We start from the raw sequence: 17719 nt of genomic DNA, 5'->3' as shown, positions 1-17719 counted from the left end.
CTATCTTTCCAGACTCCCGACGGGACTACCCTGCCCGGTCTGCGGGCATACGCAGGGACCCCCGATCGAGGGTGCACCGCCCCCCGGGCGGCCGTTTCACGTGAAACGGAGCCGGGATCAGCCGAGAGCCAGTTCTTCCAGCGCGTACGCGTACAGATACGGCACCCCGGCCGTCCCGCTGATCTTGTCGCCCGCGCCCGTCGCCCGGTCCACGATCGTCGCCACCGCGACCACCTCGCCGCCGGCCTCCCGCACCGCCTCGACGGCGGTCAGCGGGGAGCCGCCGGTCGTGGAGGTGTCCTCGACGACGAGGCAGCGGCGGCCCTTGATGTCGGGGCCCTCGACCCGGCGCTGCATGCCATGGGCCTTGGCCGCCTTACGTACGACAAAGGCGTCCACCCGGCGTCCGCGCGCGGCGGACGCGTGCAGGATCGCCGTCGCCACCGGGTCCGCGCCGAGGGTCAGACCGCCGACACAGTCGTAGTCGAGATCGGCGGTCAGCTCCGACATCACCTCGCCGACGAGCGGAGCGGCACTGCCGTCCAGCGTGATCCGCCGGAGGTCCACGTAGTAGTCGGCCTCCAGGCCGGAGGAGAGGGTCACCTTGCCGTGGACCACGGCCTTGTCCTTGATCTGCTGGAGCAGGTCAGCGCGAGCGTCAGTCATGCCCCCGAGCTTAGGACCTGCCCCGGCCCGCGCCGGGCCGCCCCGCATCTGATGCGGACCCGGGGGCGGGCGCGTCCGTACGAGACCGGCCCCGGGGCCGCAGGCCCGGGCCACCCTGGGCGGCACCGCCACCGGCCCGGCCCGGATCCGGGCTCGGCCACGAGGGCCGGGGCGGATCCGGGTACGGGCCGGATCCGGGCACGGCGGCCGGGCCCGGGGCAGAAGCAGAGTCGGGGAGCGGGCGTGGGGCCCCGGGGCCGAGCCCGGTTCGGGACGGGTCCGGCGTACTGCCCACTGCCGGGTACGGCCCGGACGGGTACGCCGCGACCGGCCGGCCCTGACCGGCCGGCCCCGACCGGCCGGACCTGGCCGAGCACGGCCCCGACCCGGTGCGAGTCGGCGCGCGGACCGTCCTCGGCTCGGAGGCGTGCCCCGACCGGCCGGACCTGGCCAAGTACGGCCCCGACCCGGTGCGAGTCGGCGCGCGGACCGGCCTCGGCTCGGAGCCGGTGCCGCGTGCGCGCCGGGGCCGGTCAGAGCGGGCGCCAGCTCCAGGTGGTGGAGATCTCCAGCGGGTCGATGGGGGTCACCAGTCTCGGCAGGGTGTTGAGGCCGTTCGGCGGGCCGGACTGCGGCTCCACACAGATCCAGTCGGCCTGCTCGTCGTAGATCACGACCCACTCGGCCCGGCTGGTGACGGTCAGCTCCAGCTGCTCGGGCCAGCTGAGCGTGACCGAGACACCGTCGGGCATACCGAAGCAGTCGTCCCAGGGGCCGGGCTTCGGATCGATACGGCGGCCGGTCGGCAGATGGTCCCCTCCGCGCTCCTCCTGCCACGCCGGGTCGAAGACGAGCCGCGCGTCCGCGTGCCCGAGGTTGCGCCGGAACCAGGGGTGCCAGCCCGCCTGCGCCGGGAAGGAGTTCTCATACGCCTCGACGGCCGTCGTCAGGGTCAGCGAGTCGTCCGAGAGCTGGAACATCTGGGTGACACGACCGGGGTACGGCCAGGGCTCGCCCAGCTCACAGGTGAAGACCGCCTCGTCCTTGCCCGCGCGGTTGGTGCGCCAGGGGATGTCGCGGACCGTGCCGTGGATGGCGTGCGGCGGGGAGTTGACCGGGAGTTGATGGACATCGGCGCCATTGCGGAAGACGCCGTTCTCCACCCGGCCGCACCAGGGGACCATCGGGAACGATCCATATCGCCCGCCCTGGCGCAGCAGCTCGACGCCGCCGATCGTCAGGCTCGCCGCCCGGCAGCCGCCCTGCGGATCCACGGTCAACTCGACGTCTCCGGCCGCCAGCCGGACGCTCTCTTCGCTGCTGCTCACACCCCGACAGTACTGGCCGCGCACACATCCGGCCGCGCCCCGGCCCCGGGGAGGCAGCGGGGGCGGCGGTCCGGCCGGCTACCTCCGGCGGCGCAGGGCCCGGCCGACGACCACTGCGGACGCCACCGCGAGCGCGGCGGCGGGGGCGATCCAGCGCAGGGGCAGACCCGCGGCGGCGGAGTCGGGCGCGGGGGTGGGCGCGTACCGGCCGCGCGGCGGCGCGTGGTCGACCTCCTCGGCGCTGCGGCCGATCATGGTGCGCCGGGCGTGCGCGGCCTCGGCGGGCGGCTCGTCGGGAAGACCGTCGGGAAGGTCGCCGAACTCGACCAGTTCATCGTCGTCCTCGTCCTCGTCGGTTCCGTCGTCCACGAACTCATTGAGCCGCTGCTCCTCGTCGAGCTGCTCGAACGCGTCGAACTCGTCCTCGGCGTCGGCCCCGAGCGAGGGCGGCGGTACCGGGGTTTCGAACACGGAGGGCGTCCGGGGGGCCGGGGGTTCCCCGTCCGCGCCGGAGGGTCCGGAGACCGCGTCCTGCTCCCCGGGCTCCCCGGCCTGGTCGGACTGGTCGGCCTGTGCAGCGGCCTGGTCGGGCTCCCCGGGGCCGGGCCCGGCAGGCCCACCGGCCTCCCCGGACACCTCCGACGCCCTGTCCCGCTCCGGCTTCCCGGATTCCCGGGGCTTCCCGGGCTCCTCCGACGACTCGGGCCTCTCAGGCTCCTCCGACGACTCGGCGCCCGCGACCGGCTTCCCGTCGGCGGGGGCCTCCTCCGCCGCGACCGCCGCCAGCCGCTCGGCGAACCGGTCCAGCAGCCGGTGGGCGGTCTGTTCGGTCGAGGCGCCGGGCAGCTCCGCGAGCCGCCCCTCCGCGCGGGCCGTCCCCCTGAACGCCAGGGTCGTACCGCCCTCGGACTCGGTCGTGCCGATGGTGAGCGTCAAGGTCACCGAGCCCGTGCCCCGGGCCTCGGTGCCCTCGCCCTCGACGGTGAAGACACCGTCCCGCTCCACGATCCGCAGGGCGCCGCGGTAGGTGATGGTGTGGCTGCCGATACGGACCTTGAGCCGCCCGGACAGCGGGCCCGCGGACACGTCATCGGCGTTCCGCTGAAGCCCCTGGACGCAGCGGGCCACCCGTGCGGGGTCCCTCAGAGCCTCTCGAACGGTCTCTGCCGCAACCGGAACGAACACCTCATGGTCCATGGGACCCGAGGGTACTCAGAGCGCCCCCCGGCGTCTGCGTTTCCGTCCGTGTCAGCGTGCACCCGGGTCACGGCGTTCCCTGCTGAGTCCGGGCCGCGCCGAAGCCCCGCGTACCCGAATCGCCCCGCACACCCGGCCCGCCCACCGGGATCGGCACCCGTCCGGGGGTCCGGACTCCCGGCGGCGCCCCCTCAGCTCCCGTAGCGCGGATGGACCAGGGTCGACGGCGGAAGGCCCGGCATCCTCGTGCGCTCCGCCCGCCACGCGCTGTCGGCGAGCGCGGCCCGCGTCAGCGACCGCAGCGGGGGCGCGCCGGCACTGAGACCGAGCCCGGGGGTCCGGCCCGCCGCCGCGAGCAGCAGTCCCTCGTCACCGGAACGGTACGGGCTGGTGCCGTATCCGGCCGCGCGCAGGGTCGCGTCCACCGTCCAGTACGTACGCGGACGGGAGCCCATCTCTCCGGCGTGCACCACCAGCCGCCCACCGGGGGCGAGGACCGATGTGACCAGTCCGTAGAACTCCTGGGAGTAGAGCTTGGTGCTCGGAGTGAGGCCGGGACCGGGCAGATCCGCGATCACCACGTCGTACGCGGAAGCCGCCCGCCCGCGCCCCGGGCTGCCGTCCGCGCCCCTCCCCGGAGCGCCCGGCTCACGCAGCCAGCCGAACGCGTCCGCCGTCACCACACCCACCCGGGGATCGCCGTACGCCCGTTCGTTCAGCGCGGAGAGCGCGGGGTCGCTACGGGCGAGGCGTACGAGTCCGGGGTCCAGCTCGACGACCGTCACCTCCTCCACACCCCGGTAGCGCAGGACCTCGCGCGCCGCGAGCCCGTCGCCGCCGCCGAGAATGAGCACGCGGGTGTGCGGGCCGGTCATCGCGGGGTGGACCAGCGCCTCGTGGTAGCGGTACTCGTCCCGGCCGCTGACCTTCAGCCGCCCGTCGAGGAACAGTTCCAGCGGCCCCGAGCGGCCTCCCGTGAGCACCACCTCCTGCACACCGGTCTGCACGGCGACCCGCACCTGATCGCCGTAGACGGCCCGGCGCGCGGCCCGCTCGAAGTCGTCGGCCATCACCGTCGCGGTCGCCAGCAGCGCGAGGACCAGCGCATTGGCGGCGAGCAGCCAGCCCCGGGAGCGGGCCGTCAGTTCCCGGCGGAAGAGCCACAGCACCAGCGAGCCGCCCGCAACGGCGTTGACCGCGCCCGTCAGCAGACCGCTGGAGAGCTGGCCCAGCCAGGGCAGCAGCAGAAAGGGGAAGGCGAGTCCGCCGACGAGGGCGCCCACATAGTCGGCGGCGAACAGATCGGCGACCGTGCCGTCGGCGTCCCGCCGGGAGATGCGCTGCATCAGGGACATCAGCAGCGGGATCTCCGCCCCGATCAGCACCCCGATGGCCAGGGAGAACGCGACCAGCACGGCCCGTGACCCCCCGAACCAGGCGAAGGACGCGTACAGCACCATCGCGGAGGAGCCGCCGACGAGCGCGAGGGCCAGTTCCAGCAGACCGAAGCCGAACGCGGCCCGGCAGCGCAGCCGCTTGGCGAGCAGCGAGCCGATACCCATCGCGAACACCATCAGGGACAGCACCACGGATGCCTGGGTGACGGAGTCGCCGATCAGATAGGAGGCGAGGGCGACCAGCTCCAGCTCGTACACCAGTCCGCAGGCGGCGCAGACGAAGACGACCAGCAGCACGAGATACCGGCCCGCGTCGGGGCGCACCGGCAGGCGCACCCCGACAGGTGGCGGTGACAGCTGCTGCGACTGGTCGATCATGTGGTCACGCTACGTGAGCCCTCTCGAACATCCTGTCACCCACACGCGTATCCCCGGGGCATGCGAGACGGAGGTGACAGCGAGGTTCTGGCGCCCGGCGCGCGCGGGCGGACTACAGCAGCGCCGGCTCGGAACGGCGCACCGTTCCCGCGCTCCGGGAGAGGGCCCCGACCCGGGTGCGGGTGACGACAAGCCGGCCTTCCTGCGGGTAGGCGTGCCAGGTGCGCCACAGCACCTGCTGGTCCAGGCGCTGCGCCATCATCGCGGTGAAGGCGTGCGGGGAGCCGGGAAACGTTCCCGCCAGGGAGTTCGGATGGTCGGCGACCAGGGCCAGCAGCTCCTGCGCCCGCCCGGCGAACGACCCCTCCGACAGCGTCTCGACCCGGGCCGCGAACTCGTACTCCCGGTCGCCGAGTTGCTTGGCGACCCCCAGAGGAAGAGGTGTGCTGCTCCCGGGCATGCAGGCGACGGTCTCGGAGCAGCTGCCGTACGCGTCCTCCAGCAGCACCTGATGGGATGCGCCGAGCAGTCTGAGCTGGAGCCGTGCGCCGCCGAGTTCGAGGTCGAGCACGGCCAGGGCGGGCAGGGGCTCCCGGCCGAGCGCCCAGGCGAGGTCATCGGCACGGGTGTCTGTGTAGGCGGTATGGAGGGTCGTGAGCATGGATCGGCTCCGCAAACACGCTTCGGCGGTGGATACGTGGACCTGGGCGCCCCTGAGCGGCAATGAACAACTGATGAGGGGGACCGCCGTCTCGGCTCCAAGCCGGCCCGAGGGCCGGATGGTTCCCACAGGTTCCGTCAGCGAGGGAACCACGAAGTACGCGCGGCCCACAGCGTTTTTACCCAAGTTGGAGGGGTTTCCATCCCCTAGGGGGCCCTGCTGGTTCATCTGTTCACAGAAAGAGGCACCTGACGGGAGTTCCCTCCCGTCAGGTGCCCTCCCGGTGGCGGACCGGCTGCCCCGTGTCAGCCGCCTCCGCTCCTGCGGTATCGACTCTTTCCGCCGTACCGACTCATCGGTGACATAAGCCACATCGCGTGCCGTGCGTCCGTGCGTCGTCTGCCGTGCGGCCGGACGAGTGCCGTCCGGCCGCACCGGCTCCCCCCGATGGTCCCCTGGCCCTCCACGCCTCCCCCGGCGGTGAGAACCGTCCCCGCGGTCACGGGCGGTCGCAGCGGTTACGGGACCTGGCCGGGCCGTGTCCTAGCTGCCGCCTCCGCCGCAGCCGCCACCGCCGCCACCGCAGCTGTGTCCGCCGGAGGAGCCGCCCCCGCCGTCACCTCCCGAGGAGCCGCCGTCGCCGCCCGACGAACCGCCGTCGCTCCAGGGCCACCAGCCGCCGTCCCCACCGCCGGACGCCTCCGCGCCACTGCGTCGCTTCTTGCGTCCGGCCGCACGGGCGGCCGCCGGCCGGGCCGCCGCGTCGTCGGCCCCGCCCGCGTACCGGCGGGTCCTGTTCGCCCAGACGAGTACGGCCCCCAAGGCTCCCAGCAGCAGAACCAGGCCGATCAGCATTCCCAGGAAAGCCCCCATAGCTCTCACCGTCCTTGTCGATCCCCCGAACGAGCCCCCCCCTCGCGCCCTTGCGGGCGGGACCCCTTCTCGCGTGACAGGGGGATGCCCTCCCGCTTCCGGCGCCAAAGCCGACTTGAGCTACTCCAGAGCTTCCGCACAGGATGACGCCATGGCGACCATGGACGAACGTGCTGCCGGCCCCCAGAGCCCCGGCGAACCCGCAGGCCACAGCGGCCCCACCGCAGTTCCCGGCCCCCCGCTGTCCCCCTCCGCCGACCCCACAGGCCCCCCGGACCCCACCGCCGGGCCCGACCGGCGCACCGGAACCCCCGCCGGCCCCGCCGGCCCCGCGGCAACCGCCGGAGGACCCGCCCGGTCCACTCCGGCCGCCCGGCCTCCCCGGCCCACCGGTCCCGCCTCCGAGCGGCCCCTGCTCAACCGCCGGCTGGCGGAGTTCGGCACGACGATCTTCGCGGAGATGTCGGCGCTGGCCGCACGGACCGGCTCCATCAACCTGGGCCAGGGCTTCCCCGACACCGACGGCCCCGAGGAGATCCGCGAGGCCGCCGTCCGCGCCCTGCGCGACGGCCGGGGCAACCAGTACCCGCCGGGGCCGGGCGTCCCCGAGCTGCGTACCGCGATCGCCGACCACCAGCGGACCCGCTACGGCCTGGACCACGACCCGGACACCGGTGTCCTCGTCACCGCGGGGGCCACCGAGGCCATCGCGGCGGCCCTCCTCGCCCTCGTCGAGCCGGGTGACGAGGTCATCGCGCTGGAGCCGTACTACGACTCGTACGCCGCGTGTGTCGCGATGGCGGGCGGGCGGCGCGTACCGGTCACCCTGCGCCCCCGGGACGGCGCGTACCACCTCGATCTGGACGAGCTGCGGGACGCCGTCACCGACCGCACCCGGCTGATCCTGCTGAACACCCCGCACAACCCCACCGGCACGGTCCTCACCCGTGAGGAGCTGGCCGCCGTCGCCGCCCTCGCCGTCGAACGCGATCTCCTCGTCGTCACGGACGAGGTCTACGAGCATCTGGTCTTCGACGGGGAGCACACCCCCATCGCCGCCTTCCCCGGGATGCGGGAGCGCACGGTCACCATCGGCAGCGCGGGAAAGACGTTCTCGTTCACCGGCTGGAAGGTCGGCTGGGTCACCGCCGCACCCCGACTGGTGACGGCCGTCCGCTCGGCGAAGCAGTTCCTGACCTATGTGTCCGCCGGACCGTTCCAGTACGCGGTGGCCGAGGCGCTGCGGCTGCCGCCCGCGTACTTCGACGCCCTGCGCGACGATCTGCGGTCCAAGCGCGATCTGCTGAGCGCGGGTCTCGCGGACGCCGGTTTCGACGTCTACCGCCCGTCCGGCACCTACTTCGTCACCACCGACATCCGCCCGCTCGGCGAGAGCGACGGCTTCGCCTTCTGCCGGGCGCTGCCCGAACGCTGCGGAGTCGTCGCCATCCCCAACGCGGTCTTCTACGACCACCGGACCGAGGGCGCGCCCTTCGTACGGTTCGCCTTCTGCAAGCGCGAGAGCGTGCTCCAGGAGGCGGTGGCCCGGCTCAAGGCCCTGGGGGCGCCCCTGCGGTGATCCTCCCTCCGGGGTGGTGGGGCAAGGTCCGTCACCCGTGGGTGCCCGGCCGGGGGCCGGGACACGGGCGGGTTCACACGTCCGGGTGGGATTCCGGCGGCAACCGGGCCTGTCGGCTCTCTTGCGCTCGCCTGAGCCGTCCGGGCCACTCATGTTGTGTCGGACGATGTCGGACGACACAACCGCGCGCCCGGAGGTGCCCCCTGTCCGCCGAGACCTTCGACGAAGCAGCGGCGGCGGGCACACCGCCCCTCCCGCGTCTGCGCGCCGGACTGTCACGGGCGGCCCCCGCGCTCGGGCTGTTCGCGGCGGCACGGCTGACCGGGCTGCTGGTGATGTCCGGCTGGGCCTGGCACATCGGCCGCAGACCGCGCGCGATCCTCGGCAGGGCCTGGGACTCCGACTGGTACATGCTGATCGCCGAACACGGCTACGGCCGCACGCTGACCTGGCCCGACGGCGCGGTCCAGAGCGATCTGGCGTTCTTCCCGCTCTACCCCGCGCTGGTGCGGACCGTGTCGGCGGTGCTGCCGGTGACCAGCGGGACGGTCGGACTGCTGATCTCCTGGACCGCGGCGGGCGCGGCGGCCCTCGGGATCTACGCGATCGGGGAACGGCTCCACGGGCGGCGCGCCGCGACGGTGCTGGTGCTGCTGTGGGGGCTGCTGCCCCACTCGATCGTGCTGACCATGGCGTATACGGAACCGCTGCTCACCGCGTTCGCCGCCTGGTCGCTGTACGCGGTGCTGACCCGGCACTGGGTCTGGGCCGGGGCGCTCTCCGCGCTGGCGGGCCTGGCGCGCCCCAACGGGATCGCGGTGGCGGCGGCCGTGACCGGGGTCGCCTGCTGGGAGCTGATCCGGCGCCACCGGAGGCGGGAGCGGCTGCTGGGGCTGCGGACCGGGCTCGGCCGGGCGGGCGGCGCGGAGGAGCCCGCGAGCCTGCGGATCTGGCTCGGCGCCGTCCTGGCACCGCTCGGCTGGTGCGCATATGTGCTCTACGTCGGCTTCCGCAAGGGCGATCCGCTGGGAGGGTACTTCGCGGTGCAGCGCGGCTGGACGTCCACGTTCGACTTCGGGGCCGGGGCCCTGCGGGTGGTGCGGGACATCGTGCTGCGGCCGACCGTGCTCCCGCTGGTGATGGCGCTGCTGATCGTCGCGGTGTCGGTGGCGCTGTTCGCCGTGCTGGTGCTGGAGCGGCCGCCGGCGGCGCTGGTCGTCTACACCGGGGTGCTGGTGCTGATCACGATCGGGGGCTCGGGCTTCTTCGAGTCGAAGCCGCGCTTTCTGCTGCCCGCGTTCCCGCTGCTGCTGCCGATCGCGCTGGCGCTGACGAGAGCCCGGCCACCGGCGGCGGTCGCGGTGACCGTCGCGCTGGCCGGGCTCTCGTTCGCGTATGGGACGTATCTGCTGACGCTGTCCCCGATCGCGCTGTAGGACATCGCGCTCCGGAGCGACGGGGCCCGCCCGGAGCAAGGGCCGGAGGCTCGCCCGGAGCAGGGACCGGGGGTACGCGGGGTACCTGGCCCCGGAACCTCGCGGACCTCGGGAACCTCGCGGACCGCACGGCCCTCCGCGAGGGGGTTACGCCATTGGAGCGAGCGTTCCATCCAATGCGAATCAGGCGTCGGCGGAGGGCTCGTCGCCCCCGTCCTGCGCCGGCTTGATACCGAGGTGCTCGGCGAACCACTTGTCGAACTCGATCGACGCGCTGACCCAGCCGACGGTCGACTGGACGAAGTGGTCGAGGCTCACGCCCGTACCGATCAGCATCTGCGCCTCGCCGATGAGGCGGATGGTGGCGCCGCCCTCCTCGTCCTCGTGGAGGTGCGTGTAGACCTTGGGCCACAGGGTGCGGCGGTTCCAGTCGTCGATCGCCTCCAGGATCTGGTTGCGGTCGTCGACGGGCAGCGGCCGGTCGTAGAAGGTCCGCACGGAGAAGACCTGCTGCTCCGCCTCACCGCGGAACATGAAGTAGGTGCGGAACTCCTCCCACGGGGCGGCGAGGTCGCCCTCGTCGTCGATGACGTACTTCAGCTCCATCTGGTCCAGGAGCTGCTTGACGAGGTCCTGGTCGGGAACGACGGGGCCCGCCGGTCCTTCGGCCTGGGGCTGGGGCTGGCCCCCGAAATTCGGAATCGAGGACGGATCGATGGTCACCGTGGATTTCCCTTCGTACGGATGCCGCCATCCTCCCCCATCCCGGGCCGGGAGTGGCAACCCCCACCCCATGAGCCGTCCTGTTTGCCACCAGGGATGGGTAAATCCCGGGGACCGCCGCCGTCCCCGGGATCCGCGCCTTCACAGCGGGCCCACAGCCGGCCCACAGCCGAGTCCCGGGGCGGGCCCGGGAGGGTGTCCACGGGCCCGGGGCCCCGCGGTTCCGAAGGCCCCGGCCCGCCCCCGGACCGGGGCGCCTAGAGGGTCTTCCCGGAGACCGGAACCGGGCCCACGATCAGGCCGTCCTCGAAGCGGTCCACCCGTACGGTGTCACCGTCCGTGATCTCACCGGCCAGGATCTCCTTGGCGAGCCGGTCGCCGATCGCCGTCTGGATCAGCCGCCGCAGCGGGCGGGCGCCGTACGCCGGGTCGTTGCCCTCGTCCGCGAGCCACTCCAGGGCCGCGGGGGTGACGTCCAGCGTCAGCCGGCGGTCGGCCAGCCGCGCCGCGAGCCGGCCGATCTGGAGCTTCGCGATGTGCTCCAGCTCGTCCTTGGTGAGCGCGGAGAAGACCACCAGATCGTCGAGCCGGTTCAGGAACTCCGGCTTGAAGGAGGCCCGTACGACCTCCAGGACCCGCTGCTTCTTCTCCTCCGCGCCGATCAGCGGCTCCACCAGGAACTGGCTGCCCAGATTGGACGTGAGGATCAGGATCGTGTTGCGGAAGTCGACCGTCCGGCCCTGGCCGTCGGTGAGCCGGCCGTCGTCGAGGACCTGGAGCAGGATGTCGAAGACCTCCGGGTGCGCCTTCTCCACCTCGTCGAGCAGGATCACGCTGTACGGACGGCGGCGTACGGCCTCGGTGAGCTGGCCGCCCTCCTCGTACCCGATATAGCCGGGAGGGGCGCCGACCAGCCGGGCGACGCTGTGCTTCTCGCTGTACTCCGACATGTCGATCCGGACCATCGCCCGCTCGTCGTCGAAGAGGAAGTCCGCGAGGGCCTTCGCCAGCTCGGTCTTGCCGACACCGGTCGGGCCGAGGAAGAGGAAGGAGCCGGTGGGCCGGTCGGGGTCCGCGATACCCGCGCGGGTACGCCGTACCGCGTCGGACACCGCCCGGACCGCCTCGGTCTGGCCGATGAGCCGGCGGCCCAGCTCCTCCTCCATCCGCAGCAGCTTCTGGGTCTCGCCCTCCAGCAGCCGCCCGGCGGGGATACCGGTCCAGGAGCCGACCACGTCCGCGATGTCGTCGGGACCGACCTCCTCCTTGACCATGGTGTCGGTACGGGCCTCCTCCTCGGCCTCCGAGGCCGCGGCCAGCTCCCGCTCCAGGGCCGGGATCTCCCCGTAGAGCAGCTTGGAGGCGGAGTCGAAGTCGCCGTCGCGCTGGGCGCGTTCGGCCTGGCCGCGCAGCTCGTCCAGCTTCTCCTTCAGCTCACCGACGCGGTTGAGGCCCTCCTTCTCCTTCTCCCAGCGGGCGGTGAGACCGCGCAGCTCCTCCTCGCGGTCGGCGAGGTCGCGGCGCAGCTTCTCCAGGCGCTGGCGGGAGGCGGGGTCGGACTCGTTCTTGAGGGCCATCTCCTCCATCAGCAGCCGGTCGACGGACCGCTGGAGTTCGTCGATCTCGACGGGGGAGGAGTCGATCTCCATCCGGAGCCGGGAGGCGGCCTCGTCGACGAGGTCGATGGCCTTGTCCGGCAGGAAGCGCGAGGTGATGTAGCGGTCGGAGAGGGTGGCGGCGGCGACGAGCGCGGAGTCGGCGATCTGCACCTTGTGGTGGGCCTCGTAACGGCCCTTGAGCCCGCGCAGGATGGCGATGGTGTCCTCGACGGTCGGCTCGGCGACCAGCACCTGCTGGAAGCGCCGCTCCAGCGCCGGGTCCTTCTCGATCCGCTCGCGGTACTCGTCGAGCGTGGTCGCGCCGACCATGCGCAGCTCGCCGCGGGCGAGCATCGGCTTGAGCATATTGCCCGCGTCCATGGCGGAGTCGCCGCCGGCGCCCGCGCCGACGACGGTGTGCAGCTCGTCGATGAAGGTGATGATCTGGCCGTCGCTCGCCTTGATCTCGGCGAGGACGGTCTTCAGCCGCTCCTCGAACTCACCGCGGTACTTGGCGCCCGCGACCATCGCGCCGAGGTCGAGGGCGACGAGGCGCTTGTTCTTCAGCGACTCGGGAACGTCGCCCTTCACGATCCGCTGGGCGAGGCCCTCGACGACGGCGGTCTTGCCGACGCCGGGCTCGCCGATGAGGACGGGGTTGTTCTTGGTGCGCCGGGAGAGCACCTGCACCACCCGGCGGATCTCCTGGTCACGGCCGATGACCGGGTCGAGCTTGCCCTCACGGGCCGCCGCGGTGAAGTCCGTGCCGAACTTCTCCAGCGCCTTGTACTGCCCCTCGGGATCGGGGGTGGTCACCCGGCGTCCTCCCCTGATCGTCTCGAAGGCGTCGAGCAGGTCCTCCGCCGTCGCGCCCTGCTCGCCCAGCACCTCCGCGGCCTTTCCGCCCTTGTCGGCGAGGCCGATCAGCAGATGCTCGGTGGAGAGATAGTCGTCGCCGAGTTCCTTGGCGTACCGCGAGGCGTCGGCGATGACGGCGAGGAACTCGCGGTTCGGCTGCGGCGGTGCGACGGTGGAGCCGGTGACACTGGGCTGCGCGGCCAGGGCGCGCTCGGCCCCCGCCCGTACGACACTCTGGTCCGCCCCGACGGCGGCCAGGAGGTCGATGATGTTCGCGTTGTCCTGGCCGGTCAGCAGCGCCAGCAGCAGATGCGGGGGAGTGAGGTCGGGATGCCCTGCGGACACCGCCCGGCTGGTGGCGGCGTTGATGGCGTCCCGGCTCTTGTTGGTCAGCTCGGCGTCCACGTGCGGTCTCTCCTCCTGGCTCTCGACACGGGTTGACTGCTTTCGGGCATCTCACACCCATCTCACACGTATCTCACACACTGACTCAGTCAACCTGCATAAAGTTGAGTCTATTCCACTCAACTGTAGGCGCGCCACCGACTCCGTCCCTACGCTGGGGGTCATGGCCACCGGAGACGTACTCGACCTCACTTCCGACTACCTCGCGTTCTGGCGCGAGTACCACCTGTGCACCCTGACCACTCTGCGGCAGGACGGCAGCCCGCATGTCGTACCGGTGGGCGTGACGCTGGACCCCGGGGAGGGCATCGCGCGGATCATCACCAACAAGGGCAGCCGGAAGGTCGCCAACATCGTGGAGTCGGCGCGGGAGGGCGGTGCCCGGGTGGCGGTCTGCCAGGTGGACCGGGGCCGCTGGGCGACGCTGGAGGGCGTGGCGCGGGTGCGGACCGAGCCGGACGTGGTCGAGGACGCGGTACGCCGCTACGCGGAGCGCTACGGGCGGATGCCGGGGCCCAACCCGGACCGGGTGGTCATCGAGATCGCGGTGAGCCGGGCGCTCGGGCGGGCCTGAGGGGCTGAGGACTCGGAGGGCTGAGGGCTGAGGACTCGGAGGGGCTACCGGGCGGCGCCGGAGCGCGCGCAGCACAGCGGCGCCATCGCGTTTCAGGTCCGCGATGGCGCCGCTGTGTGGGGGAAGTGCCGGAGCGACGTGGTGCGACGGGGGAATCGCTCAGGCACTGCGGGGGGTGGCGGTGGTGGCGTCGGGCTCGGCCATCTGATGGTCGCGCTGGTCCAGATTGACAAAAATCATGCCGTAGCGGATGGCACAGCCGACCGGCTGCGGCGCACCGCGCGGCCGTCGGAGGCACCGGTATGCGCGGACGTCCTCGTCCTCCTCGCGGGCCACGACGATGGGCTCTCCGAACAGGGTCACCATCAACGAGTCGCCACGGTGGGGAATCGCCGTGACGAGGTCGATGAAGTGCCACCCCGAGCGGTAGGCCGTGGCCATCTCACGCCGGAAGACCCGGTCGTCCGGTGGAACGGTCATGCTTCCGGACCTTCGGAAAGGAGCTCCCAGGAGGGCTCACCGGAACGCACTCGACCCGGCGCGCCGCCTTCCCGGGAGGTGTCCGCGGGAGCGGACTCCCACGAGGGCTCACCCTGGGTCACCGCCACCGTCGGGACGGAGCGGCCTTCCCCGGAGAGCTCACCGCCGGCAGCCACCGCGCCGAACGCGGCCGCCGCCATGGCAAGGGCACATAGAGCACGTACCGTCCTAGACATGGGTGATCTCCACCTCATTTGATCATTCGTCCTCCCCCGCGAATAAGACGATGTCTCACTCCGAACGCTTGCACCAGCGACCGCAGGCATCATGTTCCTGTATTGCAGGAACATGAGGGGGTACATATGACGTCTATTGAGGGCGAACACGGACACCCTCACGCAGACGGCAAGCTGTGCGAGGCGGGAAAGAGTCTTTACATCACCGCTCTGCGCACCGGGCGTATCGCCCGGTCAGAAGCTGAATCCACACCGTGTCTCTTCGACCTCGCCCTGCTCGACCCGGATCCCTACGACGGTCAGTGGCTGCGGCCCGTGCCGCCGACGACCGCTCTGTCACAGTTGATTCACCCCATCGAGCGGGAGATCCAGGAGCGCAGACGCCGGGCGGTGGCCCTCGCCGACTCTCTTGAGCCATTCATGGCGTTCACCGCTCAGAATTCCACCGTCCCGCAGGGGATAACCGTCCTTGAGGGCCTCAACCGCATCAACGCGACTCTCGATCAGGTCACCGCCGGCTGCACCCAGGAGCTTCTCACCGTCCAGCCCGGCAGCGGGCGCCAGCCGCACTCCCTGGAGAAGGCGCTGCGGCGGGTGGAACCCCTGATCGAACGGGGTGTGCGGATGCGCACGCTCTATCAGCACACCGCCCGGCACCATCCCGCGACGCTCTCCTACATGGAGAAGGTGGCGCCCTCCGGAGTGGAGGTGCGCACCCTGGAGGAGATCATCGACCGGCTGATCATCGTCGACCGGCAGGTGGCCTTCATCCCGGCGAGCACCGACCGGCTCTTCGCGCTGGAGCTGCGGCACAAGGGGATCGTCGAGTATCTCGTCGGCGTCTTCGAGCAGTTCTGGCTGCACGGACTGCCGTGGGAGCAGCCCATCTCGTACGGACCCGATCTGGACGGCGTCACGGGGGTGCAGCGCTCCATCGCCAAGCTGCTGGTGGAGGGGCACGTGGACGAGGCGATCGCGCGCCGGCTCGGGATGAACGTCAGGACCTGCCGGGCCCATATCGCCAAACTGGGGTCGTCACTCGGCAGCGGCAGCCGGACCCAACTGGGCTATCTCATCGCCCAGTCGGGCATTCTGGAACACGATTCCTGAAGCCGCCGGCCCCACAGGAGCCCCCATCCGCGACGGGGCCCTTGCGGGGCGGCGTTTTCCGGTCGAAGGGCGGGGCCGGACCCCGCACCCGGCGGCCCGCCACGGCCCACGCCGCAGGTCCGGGGCCGCAGAAGCCCGTCTGAGGCCGGCGTTGGCGCGTACCCGCCACAACTGGCGTACAGGCGTACGAGAGCGCCACAGGGGCAACACAGGCCCCACAAAGGGCTCTTGGGGCGAGTGGGTGCGGGTCGCGCTTGCTCTGGGACGTGGACCGGTGGGCGGCTGCCGGTGGGGCTCCGGGCGTCCCATCTGCCCGGCGGAACAGGGCCGTTGAGGGCCCACATCAGGTACGGCACCGGCCGTCACCCCGCGGGCCCCCGACCATGGGGCAGCCGAGAAGTCCGCTCGGCGGCCGGGTCCCGGCACAACGCGGCCCCGCACCCCCGGGGCAGCCGCTTTCGCCCTGCGGAGGGCCCGGGGGACCCGTAAGGACTACTGCCCCACGAGCCCGGGGCCCTTCAAAGAACCACCGTGCCGAGGGGCCGGCGCCCCCGGGGGTTACTCGCCCCGTTTGGGACGCCACACCACCAGCGCGCTCGCCTGCTGCACATCCTGGTACGGCACCAGATCACGCCGGTACGAGGCGTGCACCTGGGCCTCGCGCTGCTGCATCGCCGCCGCCGCGCCCTCCACGGCGGCCGACAGCTCGGCGACCCTGGACTGCAGCGCGGCGACCTGGTTCTCCAGCTCGATGATCCGCTTGATCCCGGCGAGGTTGATGCCCTCGTCCTGCGACAACTGCTGGACGGTCCTCAGCAGTTCGATGTCCCGGGCCGAGTAGCGCCGGCCCCGGCCCGCGGTGCGGTCCGGGGAGACCAGGCCCAGCCGGTCGTACTGCCTCAGGGTCTGCGGATGCAGCCCCGAGAGCTGGGCCGCCACCGAGATGACGTACACCGGCGACTCATCGGTCAGCTGAAAGGGGTTACGGCGCCTTCCGTCCCTGGCGTCCCTTCCGTTCACGGGTCTCATGCTCCCTTCGCGGCCTGGAACAGCTCGGCCCTCGGGTCCTCGTCCGCGGTGGCTTCGCGGTACGCCTCCAGCGCTTCCTTCGCCTTGTCGCTCAGATCCTCGGGAACCGCGACCTCGACGGTGACCAGCAGATCACCACGGGTCCCGTCCTTGCGGACGGCCCCCTTGCCACGGGCGCGCATCGTCCGTCCATTGGGGGTGCCGGGTGGCAGCTTCAGCGTCACCGGAGGGCCGCCGAGCGTGGGCACCTTCACCTCACCGCCGAGCACCGCCTCGGTGTACGAGACGGGCACGGTGACCGTCAGATTGTCGCCCCGGCGGCCGAACACGGGGTGTGTGCCGACATGGACGACCACATACAGATCACCGGCGGGGCCGCCGCGCTCACCGGGCGCGCCCTTGCCGCGCAGCCGGATCCGCTGGCCGTCGGAGACACCCGCGGGGACCCTGACCTGCATGGTCCGCGAGGAGCGGGCACGCCCGCTGCCCTTGCAGACCTCGCAGGGGTCCTGCGCGATCAGCCCCCGGCCCTTGCAGTCGACGCACGGGTCGGTCAGCGAGAAGGAGCCGCTGCCGCCGCGCGAGACCTGTCCGGTGCCGACACAGGTCGGGCACACCCGGGGCGTACCGTTCTTGTCGCCGGTGCCCGAACACGCCTTGCACGGCGCCGAGCTGGACATCCTCAGCGGGACCGTGGCCCCGTCGACCGCCTCGGTGAAGCTGAGCGTGACCTCCGACTCGATGTCCTGGCCGCGGCGCGGCTGGACCCGGGTCCCGGTCGCCGTACCGCGGTTGAACAGACCGCCGAAGACATCGCCCAGGCCGCCGCCGAAGCCGCCGGCCCCGGGCGCCTGCTGGCCCCCGCCCTGGGCGCCCCCGAAGAGGTCGCCCAGGTCGAAGTTGAAGGAACCGCCGGCCGCGCCGGGACCCGGCCGGAAACCGCCGTTGCCGAAGAGGGCGCGGGCCTCGTCGTACTCCTTGCGCCGCTTGGGGTCGCCGAGGATGTCATTGGCCTCGGAGACCTCCTTGAAGCGCTCCTCGGCCTTGGTGTCACCCTTGTTGGCGTCCGGGTGGAACTCGCGGGCGAGCTTCCGGTACGCCTTCTTGATCTCCGCCTCGGTGGCGTCCTTGGGGACGCCGAGGACCTTGTAGTAGTCCTTCTCGACGAAGTCCTTCGTGCTCATCGACGTC

The 17719-nt window shown here is 72.1% G+C and carries 15 protein-coding genes; 4 read left to right on the top strand and 11 right to left on the bottom strand.

Annotated elements, in window-relative coordinates; translation table 11 throughout:
* Positions 1-117 precede the first annotated feature (117 nt).
* The 6 genes from pyrE to ACIBCM_RS21345 all read right to left on the bottom strand — a co-directional run bounded on the left by pyrE (position 118) and on the right by ACIBCM_RS21345 (position 6500).
* The gene (gene pyrE, locus ACIBCM_RS21370; protein WP_399245443.1) at positions 118-666 is read right to left on the bottom strand and encodes an orotate phosphoribosyltransferase; all 549 of its coding nucleotides are present in this window, start codon (positions 664-666) and stop codon (positions 118-120) included.
* Between the two features lie 533 nt (positions 667-1199).
* The gene (locus tag ACIBCM_RS21365) at positions 1200-1994 is read right to left on the bottom strand and encodes an aldose 1-epimerase (protein ID WP_399245441.1); all 795 of its coding nucleotides are present in this window, start codon (positions 1992-1994) and stop codon (positions 1200-1202) included.
* A 78-nt stretch (positions 1995-2072) separates the two neighbouring features.
* Entirely contained in the window at positions 2073-3191 is a 1119-nt protein-coding gene (locus ACIBCM_RS21360) for an SRPBCC domain-containing protein (protein WP_399245439.1), read from the bottom strand.
* 191 nt (positions 3192-3382) lie between these two features.
* Positions 3383-4966, bottom strand: coding sequence for a polyamine aminopropyltransferase (locus ACIBCM_RS21355; protein ID WP_399245437.1), 1584 nt, complete (start codon positions 4964-4966; stop codon positions 3383-3385).
* Between the two features lie 112 nt (positions 4967-5078).
* Positions 5079-5627 (bottom strand): DUF2617 family protein, encoded by a 549-nt coding sequence (locus tag ACIBCM_RS21350; RefSeq protein ID WP_399245435.1) that lies wholly within the window; start codon positions 5625-5627, stop codon positions 5079-5081.
* A gap of 543 nt (positions 5628-6170) precedes the next feature.
* Positions 6171-6500, bottom strand: a complete 330-nt coding sequence (locus tag ACIBCM_RS21345) for a hypothetical protein (protein WP_399245434.1) — start codon at positions 6498-6500, stop codon at positions 6171-6173.
* A 151-nt stretch (positions 6501-6651) separates the two neighbouring features.
* On the opposite strand from ACIBCM_RS21345, the gene ACIBCM_RS21340 reads away from it, so the two are divergent.
* A complete protein-coding gene (locus tag ACIBCM_RS21340) occupies positions 6652-8079 on the top strand; it encodes a pyridoxal phosphate-dependent aminotransferase (protein WP_399245432.1) in 1428 nt (475 codons plus the stop codon).
* A gap of 203 nt (positions 8080-8282) precedes the next feature.
* Complete coding sequence (locus ACIBCM_RS21335; protein ID WP_399245738.1) at positions 8283-9515, top strand: hypothetical protein; 1233 nt, start codon at positions 8283-8285, stop codon at positions 9513-9515.
* 183 nt (positions 9516-9698) lie between these two features.
* Here ACIBCM_RS21335 and ACIBCM_RS21330 read toward each other — a convergent pair whose 3' ends face one another.
* Positions 9699-10238, bottom strand: a complete 540-nt coding sequence (locus ACIBCM_RS21330; RefSeq protein WP_399245430.1) for a YbjN domain-containing protein — start codon at positions 10236-10238, stop codon at positions 9699-9701.
* A gap of 257 nt (positions 10239-10495) precedes the next feature.
* A complete protein-coding gene (gene clpB / locus ACIBCM_RS21325; protein ID WP_399245429.1) occupies positions 10496-13099 on the bottom strand; it encodes an ATP-dependent chaperone ClpB in 2604 nt (867 codons plus the stop codon).
* Positions 13100-13262: 163 nt separating this feature from the next.
* Here clpB and ACIBCM_RS21320 point away from each other — a divergent pair, with 163 nt between their 5' ends.
* On the top strand, positions 13263-13673 hold the full coding sequence (locus ACIBCM_RS21320; RefSeq protein WP_399245427.1) for a pyridoxamine 5'-phosphate oxidase family protein: 411 nt from the start codon (positions 13263-13265) through the stop codon (positions 13671-13673).
* 159 nt (positions 13674-13832) lie between these two features.
* On the opposite strand, the gene ACIBCM_RS21315 is transcribed toward ACIBCM_RS21320, so the two are convergent.
* Positions 13833-14153, bottom strand: a complete 321-nt coding sequence (locus tag ACIBCM_RS21315; protein WP_399245425.1) for a (2Fe-2S)-binding protein — start codon at positions 14151-14153, stop codon at positions 13833-13835.
* Positions 14154-14515: 362 nt separating this feature from the next.
* Here ACIBCM_RS21315 and ACIBCM_RS21310 point away from each other — a divergent pair, with 362 nt between their 5' ends.
* Positions 14516-15499, top strand: coding sequence for a helix-turn-helix transcriptional regulator (locus ACIBCM_RS21310; protein ID WP_399245423.1), 984 nt, complete (start codon positions 14516-14518; stop codon positions 15497-15499).
* A gap of 558 nt (positions 15500-16057) precedes the next feature.
* On the opposite strand, the gene ACIBCM_RS21305 is transcribed toward ACIBCM_RS21310, so the two are convergent.
* Complete coding sequence (locus ACIBCM_RS21305) at positions 16058-16519, bottom strand: heat shock protein transcriptional repressor HspR (RefSeq protein ID WP_399245421.1); 462 nt, start codon at positions 16517-16519, stop codon at positions 16058-16060.
* 5 nt (positions 16520-16524) lie between these two features.
* Positions 16525-17712 carry a molecular chaperone DnaJ gene (gene dnaJ / locus ACIBCM_RS21300; RefSeq protein ID WP_399245419.1) on the bottom strand — a complete coding sequence of 396 codons (1188 nt, stop codon included), beginning with the start codon at positions 17710-17712 and terminating at the stop codon, positions 16525-16527.
* Between the last annotated feature and the right edge of the window lie 7 nt (positions 17713-17719).

Source organism: Streptomyces sp. NPDC051018, from assembly GCF_044456085.1.
Taxonomy (GTDB): domain Bacteria; phylum Actinomycetota; class Actinomycetes; order Streptomycetales; family Streptomycetaceae; genus Streptomyces.
This window is presented reverse-complemented; position numbering and strand designations above follow the sequence as displayed.